Annotated in this window: 13 protein-coding genes; 2 read left to right on the top strand and 11 right to left on the bottom strand. The window is 66.7% G+C overall.

The window, feature by feature from the left end:
* Positions 1 to 8: 8 nt before the first annotated feature.
* The 8 genes from KW832_RS23115 to KW832_RS23080 all read right to left on the bottom strand — a co-directional run bounded on the left by KW832_RS23115 (position 9) and on the right by KW832_RS23080 (position 8,926).
* Entirely contained in the window at positions 9 to 467 is a 459-nt protein-coding gene (locus KW832_RS23115) for a DUF3592 domain-containing protein (RefSeq protein ID WP_218301623.1), read from the bottom strand.
* Between the two features lie 42 nt (positions 468 to 509).
* Positions 510 to 1,430, bottom strand: a complete 921-nt coding sequence (locus KW832_RS23110; RefSeq protein WP_218301622.1) for a glyoxylate/hydroxypyruvate reductase A — start codon at positions 1,428 to 1,430, stop codon at positions 510 to 512.
* A 69-nt stretch (positions 1,431 to 1,499) separates the two neighbouring features.
* On the bottom strand, positions 1,500 to 3,530 hold the full coding sequence (locus tag KW832_RS23105; RefSeq protein ID WP_146869719.1) for an acetyl/propionyl/methylcrotonyl-CoA carboxylase subunit alpha: 2,031 nt from the start codon (positions 3,528 to 3,530) through the stop codon (positions 1,500 to 1,502).
* A gap of 2 nt (positions 3,531 to 3,532) precedes the next feature.
* Complete coding sequence (locus KW832_RS23100) at positions 3,533 to 4,252, bottom strand: DUF4126 domain-containing protein (protein ID WP_218301621.1); 720 nt, start codon at positions 4,250 to 4,252, stop codon at positions 3,533 to 3,535.
* Between the two features lie 16 nt (positions 4,253 to 4,268).
* A complete protein-coding gene (locus KW832_RS23095) occupies positions 4,269 to 5,051 on the bottom strand; it encodes an enoyl-CoA hydratase/isomerase family protein (RefSeq protein WP_218301620.1) in 783 nt (260 codons plus the stop codon).
* Positions 5,048 to 5,557 carry a DinB family protein gene (locus tag KW832_RS23090; RefSeq protein WP_218301619.1) on the bottom strand — a complete coding sequence of 170 codons (510 nt, stop codon included), beginning with the start codon at positions 5,555 to 5,557 and terminating at the stop codon, positions 5,048 to 5,050. The genes KW832_RS23095 and KW832_RS23090 overlap by 4 nt, the downstream gene beginning before the upstream one ends.
* Before the next feature lie 17 nt (positions 5,558 to 5,574).
* Complete coding sequence (locus KW832_RS23085) at positions 5,575 to 7,182, bottom strand: carboxyl transferase domain-containing protein (protein ID WP_218301618.1); 1,608 nt, start codon at positions 7,180 to 7,182, stop codon at positions 5,575 to 5,577.
* Positions 7,183 to 7,195: 13 nt separating this feature from the next.
* Positions 7,196 to 8,926: an AMP-binding protein gene (locus KW832_RS23080; RefSeq protein ID WP_218301617.1), complete on the bottom strand. Its 1,731-nt coding sequence runs from the start codon at positions 8,924 to 8,926 to the stop codon at positions 7,196 to 7,198.
* A gap of 100 nt (positions 8,927 to 9,026) precedes the next feature.
* Between KW832_RS23080 and KW832_RS23075 the strand changes: the two genes are divergently transcribed.
* Positions 9,027 to 10,139, top strand: coding sequence for an AraC family transcriptional regulator (locus KW832_RS23075; RefSeq protein ID WP_255577924.1), 1,113 nt, complete (start codon positions 9,027 to 9,029; stop codon positions 10,137 to 10,139).
* Between the two features lie 117 nt (positions 10,140 to 10,256).
* Entirely contained in the window at positions 10,257 to 10,931 is a 675-nt protein-coding gene (locus KW832_RS23070) for a glutathione S-transferase family protein (protein ID WP_055393020.1), read from the top strand.
* Positions 10,932 to 10,963: 32 nt separating this feature from the next.
* Here KW832_RS23070 and KW832_RS23065 read toward each other — a convergent pair whose 3' ends face one another.
* The 3 genes from KW832_RS23065 to KW832_RS23055 are packed head-to-tail and all read right to left on the bottom strand — an operon-like array spanning position 10,964 to position 13,581.
* Complete coding sequence (locus KW832_RS23065) at positions 10,964 to 12,403, bottom strand: patatin-like phospholipase family protein (RefSeq protein ID WP_255577923.1); 1,440 nt, start codon at positions 12,401 to 12,403, stop codon at positions 10,964 to 10,966.
* A gap of 48 nt (positions 12,404 to 12,451) precedes the next feature.
* Positions 12,452 to 13,105 (bottom strand): HAD family phosphatase, encoded by a 654-nt coding sequence (locus KW832_RS23060; RefSeq protein ID WP_218301615.1) that lies wholly within the window; start codon positions 13,103 to 13,105, stop codon positions 12,452 to 12,454.
* Positions 13,106 to 13,155: 50 nt separating this feature from the next.
* Complete coding sequence (locus tag KW832_RS23055; protein ID WP_218301614.1) at positions 13,156 to 13,581, bottom strand: YchJ family protein; 426 nt, start codon at positions 13,579 to 13,581, stop codon at positions 13,156 to 13,158.
* Between the last annotated feature and the right edge of the window lie 108 nt (positions 13,582 to 13,689).

Genomic DNA, 13,689 nt, shown 5'->3' with positions numbered 1-13,689 from the left:
ACAGAGGGCTATGCGACAGACCTGGGGCGCAAGCGCAGCAACAGCCAGCCCACTGCCATACCGATGGCGCTGGAGAGCAGCATCACTGCACCGATCACGATCTTCACGGTGGTGGAACTGCGGATTTCCGCCTGCGCCGGGTCCTTGGCGGAGTAGCGCACCGAAACCGTCTCACCCACCTTGTGGATGGCCTGCTGCTGGCGTGCGACCGAATCCGTGAAACTGTAGGTTCGCCCATCGCCCGCCACAAACTCCACAATGCTTTTCTTGGCAAGCCCCCGGCGGTGGGATGGGCCTGTCATGATTTCTTCATGCGCCACCACCCGGCCCTTGGCGGTGTGCGTGTCGCCCAGCATGTTCATGCCAGAGGCCAATAACCACGCCGCACCCAGCGCGGTCAAGGCGCTGGGCACCAGGAGGATCCAGCCCAAAAGACCAAAGAAACGACGGAACGTGGAGGTGCTCATGCCCGCCATTCTCCACGCTGGCGAGCGCGTGGACCGGCGGCTTCAGTAGCCTCGGGCAGGGTTCACGATGCCCGCCACCGCCTCGCCGTGCTCCAGCGCCACCATCTTGCGTGCGATCTGGGCAATGCTCTCGTCGCGCAGCGTGCGCGCCGAAGTGTGGGGCGTGACGGTGATGCGTGGGTGCGTCCAGAACGCATGGCCTGCGGGCAACGGCTCGGTGCGGAACACATCGAGCGTGGCTCCAGCCACATGGCCGCTGTCGATGGCGGCCACCAGGTCTTCGTCCACCAGGTGCGCGCCGCGCGCCACATTGATCACATAGCAGCCGGGCAACAGGCGGCCCAGCGTGTCCTTGTTGATCACGTTGGCCGTATCAGGCGTGAGGGGCAGCAGGTTGACCAGCACGCGGCTCGCGGCCAGAAAGTCATTGAATTGATCTGCGCCCGCAAAGCCGCGCACGCCGTCGATGGCCTTGGGGCTGCGGCTCCAGCCGTTGATGGGAAAGTCAAACTGCGCCAGCGCCTTGGCAACCCGCTCGCCCAGCACGCCCAGGCCCATCACACCGATGGGATAGTCGCTGCGCAGGCGTGGCTTGCGGTAGCCCCAGCGGCCCGCCTGGGTGTCGGCCTCATAGCCATCAAACTCGCGGAAGTGGCGGATGACCGCGTGGCACACGTACTCGGCCATCTGCACCGCCATGCCCGCATCATCCAGCCGCACCACCAAGGCCTGGGGCGGCAGGCGCAGCTTGAGCAGGGCATCCACCCCTGCGCCGATATTGAAGAGCGCCTTGAGGCCAGGCTGTTCGTCCATGAACTGCTGGGGTGGTGCCCAGACCACGGCGTAGTCGGCCTGCGGGGCGCCGGGCTGCCAAACAGAAATCTCAACGCCGGGCAGCGCGGCGGAAAAGCCCTGGAGCCAGGGCTCGGGCTTGGCATCGGTACAGCAAAAGGTGATTTTCATGGGGCCCAAGCGTAGCCGCATTGGGCCCCCTGCGCTGTCACCTGCAGACGACTCGGGACACTACTTGGCTCAGGCCTTGTCGGCGGCTACCAGCTTGAGCAGCTCTGCCCCCTCGGTCACCTGGTCGCCTGGCGCGTAAAGCAGCTCCTGCACCACGCCGTCGGCTGGGGCGGCGATGGTGTGCTCCATCTTCATGGCCTCCATCACCGCCAGCGGCTGCCCCTTGGCAACCTTGTCGCCCGCCTTCACGGCAAACGACACCACCTTGCCGGGCATGGGGGCTGTGAGGCGCCCGCCTTCAGCCGCTGCCTCGCCCGCGTGGGCCAGCAGGTCGATGGCGGTGATCTGCGTGGCGCCCAGCGGGGTGAACACATGGTCCACCTCGCCCTGCGCGTACACTGCAGCGCGCGTGCGCTGGCCGGCGAACTGCAACTCGATGGCGCCCTGGGGCGCTGCGCCAAAGACCAACGAACCGGACACGGCAGCGTCGCCCTCGCCCACCTTCAAGTGCAAGCCGCCACCGCGCTCGTAAGTCAGCAGCGCCTTGGCGTGTTCACCGCCAAATTCAAATTCAAACCGGCGCTGCACCACGCCATGCGTGTGAAAGCCGTCGCGGCGGCTGAACGGGTCCACGCCCTCGCTCGTGCGCTCATTCAGCAAGGCCTGCGCCACGGCCGCCGCAGCGGCCAGGGGCAAGCCCACGGGTTCCTGGTGGAACAACACAGCCTGCTCACGCGGGATCAGCGCCGTGTCCAGCTTGGCGCGGGCAAACGCATCGGTGCGTGCCACGCGGCGCAAAAACTGCACGTTGGTTGCCAGGCCCACGATGTGGGTCTGGGCCAGCGCCTCGTCCAGCCGCGCCAACGCCTGTTCGCGCGTGTCGCCGTGCACGATGAGCTTGGCCACCATGGAGTCGTAGAACGGGCTGATCGCATCGCCCTGTCGCACGCCGGAATCCACGCGCACCGCGCCTCTTTCAAACGTCACGCAATCGGGCAGCGCATACACATTGAGCGCACCGGTCGCGGGCAGGAAGTTGTTGTCCGGGTTCTCGGCACAGATGCGGGCCTCGATGGCGTGGCCTGTGATGCGCAGGTCTTGCTGCTGGAGCGGCAAGGGCTCGCCCGACGCTACACGCAGCTGCCACTCCACCAGGTCGAGGCCGGTGATCGCCTCGGTCACAGGGTGCTCCACCTGCAGGCGGGTGTTCATCTCCATGAAGTAGAACTTCATCTGCTCGGGGGCGTCGTAGCCGCCGGGCTGCTCGACGATGAACTCCACCGTGCCCGCGCCCACGTAGTTCACAGCCTTAGCGGCGGCCACAGCGGCCTCGCCCATGCGGGCGCGCAGCTCCGGCGTCATGCCCGGCGCAGGCGCTTCTTCCAGCACCTTCTGGTGGCGGCGCTGCACGGAGCAATCGCGCTCGAACAAGTACACGCAGTTGCCGTGCGTATCGCCAAACACCTGGATCTCAATGTGGCGCGGGCGCTGCACGTACTTTTCGACCAGCACCGCGTCGTCACCAAAGCTGTTGATGGCCTCGCGCTTGCAGGAGTCGAGCGCCGCCGCAAAGTCCTCGGCCTTGTCCACGGCGCGCATGCCTTTGCCGCCGCCGCCGGCGCTGGCCTTGATGAGCACGGGATAGCCAATACGGTCCGCCTCGCGTTGCAGCAGCGCCGGGTCCTGGTCAGCACCGTGGTAGCCGGGAACCAGGGGCACCTGTGCCTGCTCCATGAGGCGCTTGGACTCGGCCTTCAGCCCCATGGCATTGATGGCGCTGGCGGGGGGGCCAATGAAAACCAGGCCCGCGTCGGCACAGGCCTTGGCGAAGTCTTCGTTCTCGCTCAGAAAACCGTAGCCAGGGTGGATGGCCTGCGCGCCCGTGGCCTTGGCGGCCTCGATGATGCGCTCCCAGCGCAGGTAGCTGTCCTTGGGCGCGCTGCCGCCGATGTGCACGGCCTCGTCGCACACGGCGACATGTTTGGCGTTAGCGTCGGCATCGGAATACACGGCAACGGTTTTCACGCCCAGGCGCTTGGCGGTGGCGGCCACACGGCAAGCGATCTCGCCTCGATTTGCGATGAGTATCTTGTTGAACATTTTTAAGCCACCTTGGCAGAACCAGAAAAGAATGAAGACAAGCGCCGCACCACGGCGCGCAGAAACTTGAACAGCACCACCAGCAGCAGTACGGACACCACCACCATCACGACCAACGCAACACCAAACGCCACCGGGTGCTGTGTGGCCAGCCACACCACGGCCACGACCAGGCCGTCTTCCAAGAACGACAGTCCCCAGTTGGAAAACGGCTCGGGCGAGGTGTTCACCGCCGCGCGCGTGGTCATCTTGGTGGCCATCGACGTGGCCGAAAGCGAGCCCCCCAGCAGCCCAGCCACCACGGCCATGGTGGCGTTGTCGGCGCCAAACACGCCATAGGCCAAGGCGGCGCCCGCAGGCACGCGAATGAAGGCGTGCACAGCATCCCAGGCGCTGTCCACCCAGGGCACCTTGTCAGCAAAAAACTCCACCATCAGCATGAAGCCGCTGACCATCAGCACCAGCGGGTGCTGCAGCATCGCCAGGCCGGGCGGCAGGGGCATCCAGCCCAGCACGCCCATCATGCCGACCAGGAACACCACGGCATACAACCGAAAGCCGCTGGCCCAGCCCAGCGCTGCGGCCAGCGCCAGCAGGCTGGGCATGTCGAGCTTCGCCGTTGCTGTGGCTGCCGCGTCGCCCACAGCGCGCGCGGTGCCGCCATCCACATGCAGCCCCAGCGTGTGGAGCCACTGCACGATGTTGAACCAGAGGGTGTCCATGGCCGTTAAGTAGCGATCAGCTCAGCCAGTTGGGCTTGCGCTTGTTCAAGAACGACTGCACGCCTTCCTTGCCCTCGTCGCTGGCACGGATATCGGCAATGCCCTGCACCGTGGCGGCGATGAGGCCCGCGTTGATCTCCCGCTCTGCCACATCCATCACCAGCTTCTTGCACACGCGCACAGCGTTGGGGCTGGCGCTGGTCAGGGCCTTGAGCAGTTCGTCCACCTTGGCGTCGAGCTGGTCAGCGGCCACGACCTCGTGCACAAAGCCAATGCGCAAGGCTTCGGCCGCGCCAAAACGCTCGGCCGTGAGGAAGTAGCGGTGCGCAGCGCGTGCGCCCATGGCACGGATCACATATGGGCTGATGGTGGCGGGGATGAGCCCCAGCTTCACTTCGCTGAGGCAAAAGCCTGCCGTGTCCACGGCCACGGCCATGTCGCACGCGGCCACCAGGCCCATGCCGCCTGCATATACATCGCCCTGCACACGTGCCACCGTGGGCTTGGGGCACTCGTAGATCACCCGCAGCATCTCGGCCAACTTTCCCGCGTCGGCGATGTTCTCGTCGCGCGTGTAGTCGGCCATGCGGCGCATCCAGTTGAGGTTGGCACCGGCGCAGAAGGCCGGGCCTTCCGCAGCCAGCACCACGGCGCGCACATCGGCACGCCCTCCGACTTCCAGAAAGGCGGCGGTGATCTCGGCGATGACCTCATCGCTGAAGGCGTTGCGGATTTCGGGCTGCGTGAGCGTGATGCGCGCCACGGCGCCGGTTTGGGTGATGGACAGGTTCTGGCTCATGGCGTGGACGGGTTTTGCAGGAAGTAGACAAGGTCCAGCTCGGGGCTGGGCTGGCCCAGGGCGGTCAATGCTGCGGTGATCTGGCCCCGGTGGTGGGTGCCGTGGTTGAACACGTGCGCCAGCGTGGCCGCAAACGGCAGCGATGCCGCTGTGCCGCGCATGGTGGTGTAGTCGAGCGTGCCGCTCCAGCGGTCCGGCTTGAACGAGGCTATCAGCGGTGCCCAGCGGGCCGCGCCTTCGCGCAGCCGGGCATCCAGCCGCACACGGTCAGATTCCAACTCGGCGTCCAGCGCCACCTTGGGCGAAATGCCGTCGGCAAAGCGCACGAACCAAAGATGGTGTTCGCCCACCAGCAGGTGGTTGAGCGTGCCGTGGATGCTTTTGAAGAACAGGCCCACATCGCGACGGTAGTCCTCTTCCGGCAGCGCCCGCACTGCATCAAGCAGGCGCGCCGTGGCCCACACGTTGTAGCGCGCGAACTGGGTGAAGTGGGCAACAGCGTCCATGACGGCTCCCTGTCGGGTTACATGCGGAACAGGCCGAACTTGGTGTCTTCGATCGGCGCATTGCGCGTGGCCGCCAGGCCCAGCGCCAGCACGCGGCGTGTGTCGGCGGGGTCGATCACGCCGTCGTCCCACAGGCGCGCGGTGGCGTAGTAGGGGTGGCCCTGGTCTTCGTACTGGCGGCGGATGGGGGCCTTGAAGGCTTCTTCTTCCTCCATGCTCCACTGGCCGCCCTTGGCCTCGATGCCATCGCGCTTGACGGTGGCCAGCACGCCCGCAGCCTGGTCGCCGCCCATCACGCTGATGCGCGCGTTGGGCCACATCCACAGGAAGCGGGGGCTGTAAGCCCGGCCGCACATCCCGTAGTTGCCCGCGCCAAAGCTGCCGCCGATGATGATGGTGAACTTGGGCACGCTGGCCGTGGCCACGGCCGTGACCATCTTGGCACCGTTGCGCGCAATGCCTTCGTTCTCGTACTTGCGGCCGACCATGAAGCCGGTGATGTTCTGCAGGAACACCAGCGGGATCTTGCGCTGGCAGCACAGCTCGATGAAGTGCGCGCCCTTGAGCGCCGACTCGCTGAACAGGATGCCGTTGTTGGCGACGATGCCGACCATCATCCCTTCAATGCGCGCAAAGCCCGTGACCAGCGTGGTGCCGTAACGCGCCTTGAACTCATCGAACTCGCTGCCGTCCACGATGCGGGCAATGATCTCGCGCACATCGAAGGGCTTGCGCGTGTCCACGGGGATCACGCCGTACAGCTCGTCTGCTGCGAATTTAGGAGCTACCAGTGCATGATCGGCGGACGCCTGCGGCTTGTTTTTATTCAAATTGCGCACTGCATTGCGTGCCAGTTGCAGCGCGTGCATGTCGTTCTGCGCCAGGTGGTCGGCCACGCCCGACAGGCGCGTGTGCACGTCGCCGCCGCCCAGGTCTTCGGCCGTGACGACCTCGCCCGTCGCAGCCTTCACCAATGGCGGGCCACCCAAAAAGATGGTTCCCTGGTTCTTGACGATGATGGACTCGTCACTCATGGCCGGCACGTAGGCGCCGCCCGCCGTGCACGATCCCATGACCACCGCGATCTGCGAAATGCCCATGGCGCTCATGTTGGCCTGGTTGAAGAAGATGCGGCCGAAGTGGTCGCGATCAGGAAAAACCTCGTCCTGGTTGGGCAGGTTGGCGCCGCCCGAGTCCACCAGGTAGATGCAGGGCAGGTGGTTCTGCTGGGCCACCTCTTGTGCACGCAGGTGCTTCTTGACGGTGAGGGGGTAGTAGGTGCCGCCCTTCACCGTAGCGTCGTTGCACACGATCATGCAGTCCACACCACTCACGCGGCCAATGCCCGCGATGAGCCCCGCGCTGGGCGCATCGTTGTTGTACATGTTCAGCGCGGCCAGCGGCGCGAGTTCGAGGAACGGCGTGCCCGGGTCCAGCAGCATCTGCACGCGTTCGCGCGGCAGCAGCTTGCCGCGCGCGGTGTGCTTGGCGCGGGCCGCTTCGCCGCCGCCCTGAGCGACCTTGTCGAGCTGGGCGCGCAGGTCATCCACCAGTGTTCGCATGGCGGCGGCGTTGGCCAGAAAGTCCGCCGAGCGGGCGTTGAGTTGGGTGTCGAGAATGGTCATACGGTGTGGCTCTTCAAGCAGTCTTTTGTTCTTCCAGGCCCAGCAGATCCTTCATCTCGTCGCGGATCTTGAACTTCTGGATCTTGCCCGTCACCGTCATCGGAAAGCTGGTGACAAAGCGGATGTAGCGCGGCACCTTGTAGTGCGCGATCTGGCCCTTGCAGAAGGCGCGGATGTCGTCCTCGGTGGGCTGGGTGCCGGGCTTGGCAATGATCCAGGCGCAGAGTTCCTCGCCGTATTTCTGGTCGGGCACGCCCACCACCTGCACGTCCTGCACCTGCGGGTGGCGATACAAAAACTCTTCAATCTCGCGCGGGTAGATGTTCTCGCCGCCACGGATCACCATGTCCTTGATGCGGCCAACGATGTTCACGTAGCCCTCGGCGTCCATGGTGGCGAGGTCACCGGTGTGCATCCAGCCGCCTTCGTCAATCGCCTCGCGGGTCTTGGCCGGGTCGCCCCAGTAGCCGTGCATGACGGAATAGCCTTTGGTGCAGAACTCACCCCGCTGGCCGATGGGCACCACCGCCCCACTGTCGGGGTCCACGATCTTGATCTCCAGGTGCGGCTGCACCTGGCCCACGGTGGAGACGCGCTTGTCCAGCGGCGTGTCGGTGCTGCTCTGGCAGCTCACGGGGCTGGTCTCGGTCATGCCGTAGGCAATGGTGATCTCGCGCAGGTTCATCTGCTCCACCACGCGCTTCATCACCTCGGTGGGGCAGGGCGAGCCGGCCATGATGCCGGTGCGCAGGGTGCTGAGGTTGAACTCGGCAAAACGCGGGTGGTCCAGCTCGGCGATGAACATGGTGGGCACGCCGTGCAGGCCGGTGCAGCGCTCGTCCTGTACCGTCTGCAGCACGGTCAGCGGGTCAAACCCGTCGTTGGGGTACACGATGGTGGCACCGTGCGTCAGGCAGGCCAGGTTGCCCAGCACCATGCCGAAGCAGTGGTACAGCGGCACGGGGATGCACAGGCGGTCTTCGGGCGTGAGCTTCATGCACTCGCCAATGAAGAAACCGTTGTTCAGGATGTTGCGGTGCGTGAGCGTGGCGCCCTTGGGGAAGCCGGTGGTTCCGCTGGTGAACTGGATGTTGATGGGGTCGGTGGCTTTCAACGTGGTTGCGATTTGCGCCAGGCGCGGGTCGGCTGCGTTGCCGCGTGCCAGCAGGTCGGTAAAACGCAGCAGGCCGGGCTCATCGGCACCCTGCCCCGCATCGTCGATCCACACCACGGTGTTCAGGTGGGGCAGCTTCACGGAGCCCAGCTGGCCGGGCTGCTGGTGCTGCCACTCGGGCGCCAGCTCGCGCAGCATGCCCAGGTAGTCGCTGGTCTTGAAGCGGGCCATGGTCACCAGCAGCTTGCAGCCCACCTTGTTGAGCGCGTATTCCACCTCGGACGTGCGGTAGGCCGGGTTGATGTTGACCAGCACCAGGCCCACCTGCGCGGTGGCCAGCTGCATCAGCACCCATTCGGCGTTGTTGTGCGACCAGATGCCCACGCGGTCGCCGGGGGTGAGCCCCATGCCCAGCAGCGCGCTCGCCAGGCGGTGGGCTTCGGTCTGCAGCTGGGCGTAGGTGGTGCGGCGGCCCTGGTGCACGCTGACCAGCGCCTCGCGGTCGGGCTGGCGGGCCACCATATCGGCAAAAAAGGCGCCGATGGTCTGCTCGATCAGGGGAACGTCGGTGGCGCCACGGGCGTGGCTGTCCACCAGCGGTGCGAAGTTCGTTGCGGCTGCACTCGTCACGGGTTTGTCTCCTCGGCTCTGTCATGCGGCCTGCGCCGCAAGAACATGCGGGCGGGCGATCCGTAAGCATAGAAGCCTGAACCCCTGGCGGGTGGACACAATGGTTGCAAATCGTGCCACGGCTGGCACACTCTGTGGCGTGAAGACCACCGCCCCCGCCGACCATCGTCTCCCAACCACTCCATCTGCCCCTGCCGCAACGCCCATCGCCTTTGTGCGTGCCATTGTTCTGGCGTACGAGCAGCGCGGCCTGAGCCCGGAACGCGCCCTGGCCCAGGCACAGATTGCGCCGCAGCTGCTGCCCGACGACAGCGCCCGCATCACCGCCTGGCAGATGGAGCAGATCTCCGACGCCGCCATGCAGGAACTGGACGACGAAGCCCTGGGCTGGTTCAGCCGCCGCCTGCCCTGGGGCAGCTACGGCATGCTGGCGCGTGCCAGCATCAGCTCGCCCACGCTGCAGGTGGCCCTGGCCCGCTGGTGCCGCCACCACGGCCTGCTGGCGGACGACATTGCGCTGCACCTCACCACTCAGGGCGACACCGCCACCCTGGCCATCACCGAGGCCCGCGACCTGGGTGCGCTGCGCGAGTTCTGCCTGGTCTCCGTATTGCGCAACGCGCACGGCCTGGCCTGCTGGATGGTGGACTCGCGCATCCCCCTCATCGCTGCCGAATTTGCGTTTGACGCACCGCCGCACGCCGATGCGTACGCCGTGCTGTTCCGCGGCCCCGTCACCTTCCACGCGCCACGCACCGCCATCCACTTCGACGCCCGCTACCTGCACCTGCCCCTGCGCCGGGACGAGCAGGCCCTGCGCCAGATGCTGCAGCACGCCCTGCCCCTGACGGTGCTGCACTACCGCCGCGACCGCCTGCTGGTGCAGCGCGTGCGCCAGTTGCTGGCCGCCCCCCTGCCCGGCCAGCCCGCCCACGCCCTGCCGCAGCACAGTGCCGAATCACTCGCCGCGCTGCTGCATGTGTCGCCACGCACCCTGCACCGGCAGTTGAAGGAAGAAGGCGCCACGCTGCAGGGCCTGAAAGACGAGGTTCGCCGCACCCGCGCGGTGGAGCTGCTGCACCGCACGCAGCGGCCGATCAAGCAGGTGGCGGAGGCGGCGGGGTTTGAGAACGAGAAGAGTTTTATCCGGGCGTTTCGGGGGTGGACGGGGCAGTCACCGGCGGAGTTTCGGCGCCAAGCGAGCCCGGCGTGATAGGAAGTGGCCCAATGGCGCGATCTGCACCCTGCATGGCTGCCACGGGGCTGCGTCCGCAGCCAGCCACCACTACACTGACCAGCGCTCCCGCCCGCCCTCTTGCCGCTTGCCTTCATGCTCCACCTCCACCACTGCATCAGCGCCCGCTCCTTCCGCCCCCTGTGGATGCTCGAAGAGCTGCAACTGCCCTACCAGCTCCACATGCTGCCCTTCCCACCGCGCGCCAAGGCCCGGTGGTTTCTGGACGAGAACCCGCTGGGCACGGTGCCGCTGCTGGTGCAGGGCGATGTGCGCATGACCGAATCGGCGGCCATGTGCCAGTACCTGGCCGCCACGCACCCCGACGCGGGGCTGGATGTGGCGCCCACACACCCCGCGTATGGCGCGTACCTGAACTGGCTGCACATGAGCGATGCGACGCTGACTTTTCCGCAGACGCTGGTGCTGCGCTATGGCCGGTTTGAGACCGCAGAGCGCAAGCTGCCGCAGGTGGTGGAGGACTACAGCCGCTGGTTCCTGGCCCGGCTGCGCGCGGTAGAAACCGCGATGACCCACGGCCGCAGCGACTATCTGTGCGCGGGCCGCTTTACGGCGGCGGATGTGGCGGTGGGGTATGCGCTGCTGCTGGCGCAGCACCTGGGGCTGAACGAACAATTTGGCCCGGCCACGCAGGCCTACTGGCAGCGGTTGCAACAGCGACCCGGCTACCAGCGGGCGATGGCCGCACAGACGGAGGCGGCCCAAGACCAGGACGTGCCCACCACCCCGGCCCCCGACACCAAGCCGTGATGCGGAGGTGGGGGCTAGCCGGGCTCACGCGGCTACTCGGACTTCGCTGGTGTAGATGCAGGTCCGGGCGGGGGTGAAGGTGTCGTCGGAGCCTGCCGCGCCAGCGACTGCACCAGTGCGCGGAACTCCGGCGAGTGGCGCAGCACGCTGCCACCCGCCTCGATGAGGTCTGTGACTTCTTCCGACGTGATGGAGAACGCCGTGGGCACCTGCAGCAGGCGGCGGCGCGCCACGTCGTCGTGGGCATCGCGCAGGTTGACGGAAATGACGTGGACCTCGGCACCGGGCGCAAAGGCATCGCTGCTGCCGGTGGGGCCCGCCGCCAGCGACTGGCGCCACTGCTGGGTGATGTCGCGCAAGAACTCCTGCGTCTCGCGCGTGGCGCGGGCGCCGGTGCCAAACAGCAGCGAGTCCACCACCTGGGCCATGTTGGGCACCTTGTCGCTCATGTCGATGTTCTCGGATGGGTCGCGCTCGGCGTTGACGGTGACGAGTACCAGCTTGCGGATGGTGCCGGGGGGGATGCCCACTTCGCTGAAGGTTTCGCGCAGTCCGCCACCGGCCAGGGCCCGGTCGAGCAGGCGCTGCACGCCCAGGTTGTCGGCCAGGCCGCCATCCACCAAGTGGATGTAGGGGCGGCGCTGCGCGTCCAGATAGCTCAACTCATGCGCGCGGTACAGGCGCGCGCGGTAGTCGCCGCCCGCAGCCAGGGTGGCAGCGCGGGACACGGTCTGGTACTGAGGGCACTGGTCGGCGTAGTTCTTGAGGGTGACGGGGCTCAGCAGCAGCGGTACGGCGGACGATGCCGCCACCGCGAACGACAGCGGCACCTTGCGCAGGTCGGAGCAGATCAGCGCGAACTGGTCCCACGTGAATTCAAAGCCAGTGCCCAACGACATGTCGGTGGCGGTGATGAACAGCTGCGGGTGGCGCGGGCGCCGCGCCACATCGCCAAAGGTGCGCCCGCCATACAGCTCATCCAGCCGCCGCGCGAGCAGGTGCGTGCGGCCGAACCAGGGCGAGGTCAGGTCCACCAGGTTGCCGGGGCGCAGGGCTTGGGTGATGAGGCTGTTCTGGAAGTTCTGGCGCAGAAAGTCCTGCTCGAAGCGGGGTAGCCCCTCGATGCCGTGTGCTGCCAGGTAAGCGGCCACGATGCTGCCGCCCGAGACGCCGCTGATCACATCGGTGGCGTCGAGCAGCGTGGTGGGGCGCCCGTTCCAGTCAAAGCGCGTGGCCTGCATTTCGGTCAGCACGCCAAAGCCGAAGGCGGCCGCCCGCGCACCGCCGCCCGAGAGCGTGACGGCCACCAGGATGGTAGGGTCGCGCTCGGACTTGCGCTCGGGGATGGACTGGTCTTCGGGCTTCAGGGGTTCGTTGATCCAGGGCCGCACCGACGAGCAGCCCGCCAGCAGGGCCAGGGCCGCCACCACGGCGCATCGCCGCATCCACGGCTTCATGCGTTGTACCGGCATTGCGCTTCTCCCATGGTTACAGGGCTGTTGGGAATCTTCTTGCCTGTGTCAGCAGCCCAGCAGCGCAGGCAACTCGGCCATGCTGCGAAACACCTGCGCTGCGCCTGCGGCACGCAGGGGCTCGCCATCGTCCAGCGGCGCATAGGCAAACACCGTGGCGCCTGCGGCCACGCCCGCGGTCACGCCCGTAACGGTGTCTTCCACCACGGCACAGCGCCCGGGCGCCACCTGCAGGGCCGCAGCCGCCGCCAGATAGACGTCGGGCGCGGGCTTGGTGGCGGGCATCTCGTGGCCGCTGAACACCCGCCCGGCAAAGTACGGCGTGAGCCCCACCTTGGCCAGCTGCATCTCGACCTTGTGCCGGTCGGCACCCGAGGCGCAGGCAATGCGCCCGCCATGGTGCGCGTGCACCCTTTCGATGGTGCTGTGGATGTGTTCGATGGCCGTGAGGCGCTGGTCCAGCTCGGCATTGCGCCGCGCATAGAAGTCGGCCATCCACGCATCGGTCAGCGGGCGGCCGGTGTGGGCCTCGATGCGGGCGGCCTCGCTGCGCACCGTTTTGCCGATAAAGATGCGCATGCATTCGTCGGCACTCAGGGCCCAGCCCGCCTCGTTGAGCATGTCGCGCAGCACGCCGTTGGTGATGGGTTCGCTGTCGACCAGCACACCATCGCAGTCAAACAAGATTGCTTCAAATTTCATAGCTGCTCGCGCTTATCGGTAAAGCGCTGGAGGTCATTTTTATTAAATTTTCAGGAGTGGATATCGCCATCCACATAGAACCAGCGCCGGTCTTCGCGCACGAAGCGGCTGGTCTCGTGAAGGCGCACGGCGCGGCCGCCCACGCGGTAGCGCGCGACAAATTCCACCTCGGCGCGGTCTTCGCCTGTGCTGCGGTGGCTGCGCACTTCCAGCCCCAGCCACTTCGTGCCAGGGTCGAAATCGAGGTCCGCTGGCCGGGTGCTGGGGTGCCAGGTGGCCTGCAGGTAGTCGCCACGTTCGAGGACAAAGGCGGTGTAGCGTGACCGCATGAGGCTCTCGGCGTCGGGCGCGGCAGCGTCGTCCCAGTGGTCGAGGTAGCTGCCGCAGCATTCCTCATAGGACAAGGCCGCAGCCTTGGCGCTTTTGCCGGGTGCGGCTTGGGTACGGCCGCAGGGGCAGGGGTCGTTATGGTTCATGGACGGATGCAGGAAGGCACGCAGGCGATGCCCGCCCCACCGATGGAAACGGGCGCTGCGCGAGGCGAGTGCACCCGTGGAACTGGCTTTGCCAGGCCACTGGGTGCG

It is taken from the genome of Acidovorax sp. sif0632, assembly GCF_019218805.1.
GTDB lineage: Bacteria > Pseudomonadota > Gammaproteobacteria > Burkholderiales > Burkholderiaceae_C > Acidovorax > Acidovorax facilis.
Note: the sequence above shows the minus strand (reverse complement) of the source record. Positions and strands in the feature narration are given on the sequence as shown.

Bases quoted from the DNA above. Each gene is read 5' to 3' on its own strand.
- KW832_RS23115 (WP_218301623.1), bottom strand. From the start codon at position 467: ATGAGCACCTCCACGTTCCGTCGTTTCTTTGGTCTTTTGGGCTGGATC.
- KW832_RS23110 (WP_218301622.1), bottom strand. From the start codon at position 1,430: ATGAAAATCACCTTTTGCTGTACCGATGCCAAGCCCGAGCCCTGGCTC.
- KW832_RS23105 (WP_146869719.1), bottom strand. From the start codon at position 3,530: ATGTTCAACAAGATACTCATCGCAAATCGAGGCGAGATCGCTTGCCGT.
- KW832_RS23100 (WP_218301621.1), bottom strand. From the start codon at position 4,252: ATGGACACCCTCTGGTTCAACATCGTGCAGTGGCTCCACACGCTGGGG.
- KW832_RS23095 (WP_218301620.1), bottom strand. From the start codon at position 5,051: ATGAGCCAGAACCTGTCCATCACCCAAACCGGCGCCGTGGCGCGCATC.
- KW832_RS23090 (WP_218301619.1), bottom strand. From the start codon at position 5,557: ATGGACGCTGTTGCCCACTTCACCCAGTTCGCGCGCTACAACGTGTGG.
- KW832_RS23085 (WP_218301618.1), bottom strand. From the start codon at position 7,182: ATGACCATTCTCGACACCCAACTCAACGCCCGCTCGGCGGACTTTCTG.
- KW832_RS23075 (WP_255577924.1), top strand. From the start codon at position 9,027: ATGGTTGCAAATCGTGCCACGGCTGGCACACTCTGTGGCGTGAAGACC.
- KW832_RS23070 (WP_055393020.1), top strand. From the start codon at position 10,257: ATGCTCCACCTCCACCACTGCATCAGCGCCCGCTCCTTCCGCCCCCTG.
- KW832_RS23065 (WP_255577923.1), bottom strand. From the start codon at position 12,403: ATGCCGGTACAACGCATGAAGCCGTGGATGCGGCGATGCGCCGTGGTG.
- KW832_RS23060 (WP_218301615.1), bottom strand. From the start codon at position 13,105: ATGAAATTTGAAGCAATCTTGTTTGACTGCGATGGTGTGCTGGTCGAC.
- KW832_RS23055 (WP_218301614.1), bottom strand. From the start codon at position 13,581: ATGAACCATAACGACCCCTGCCCCTGCGGCCGTACCCAAGCCGCACCC.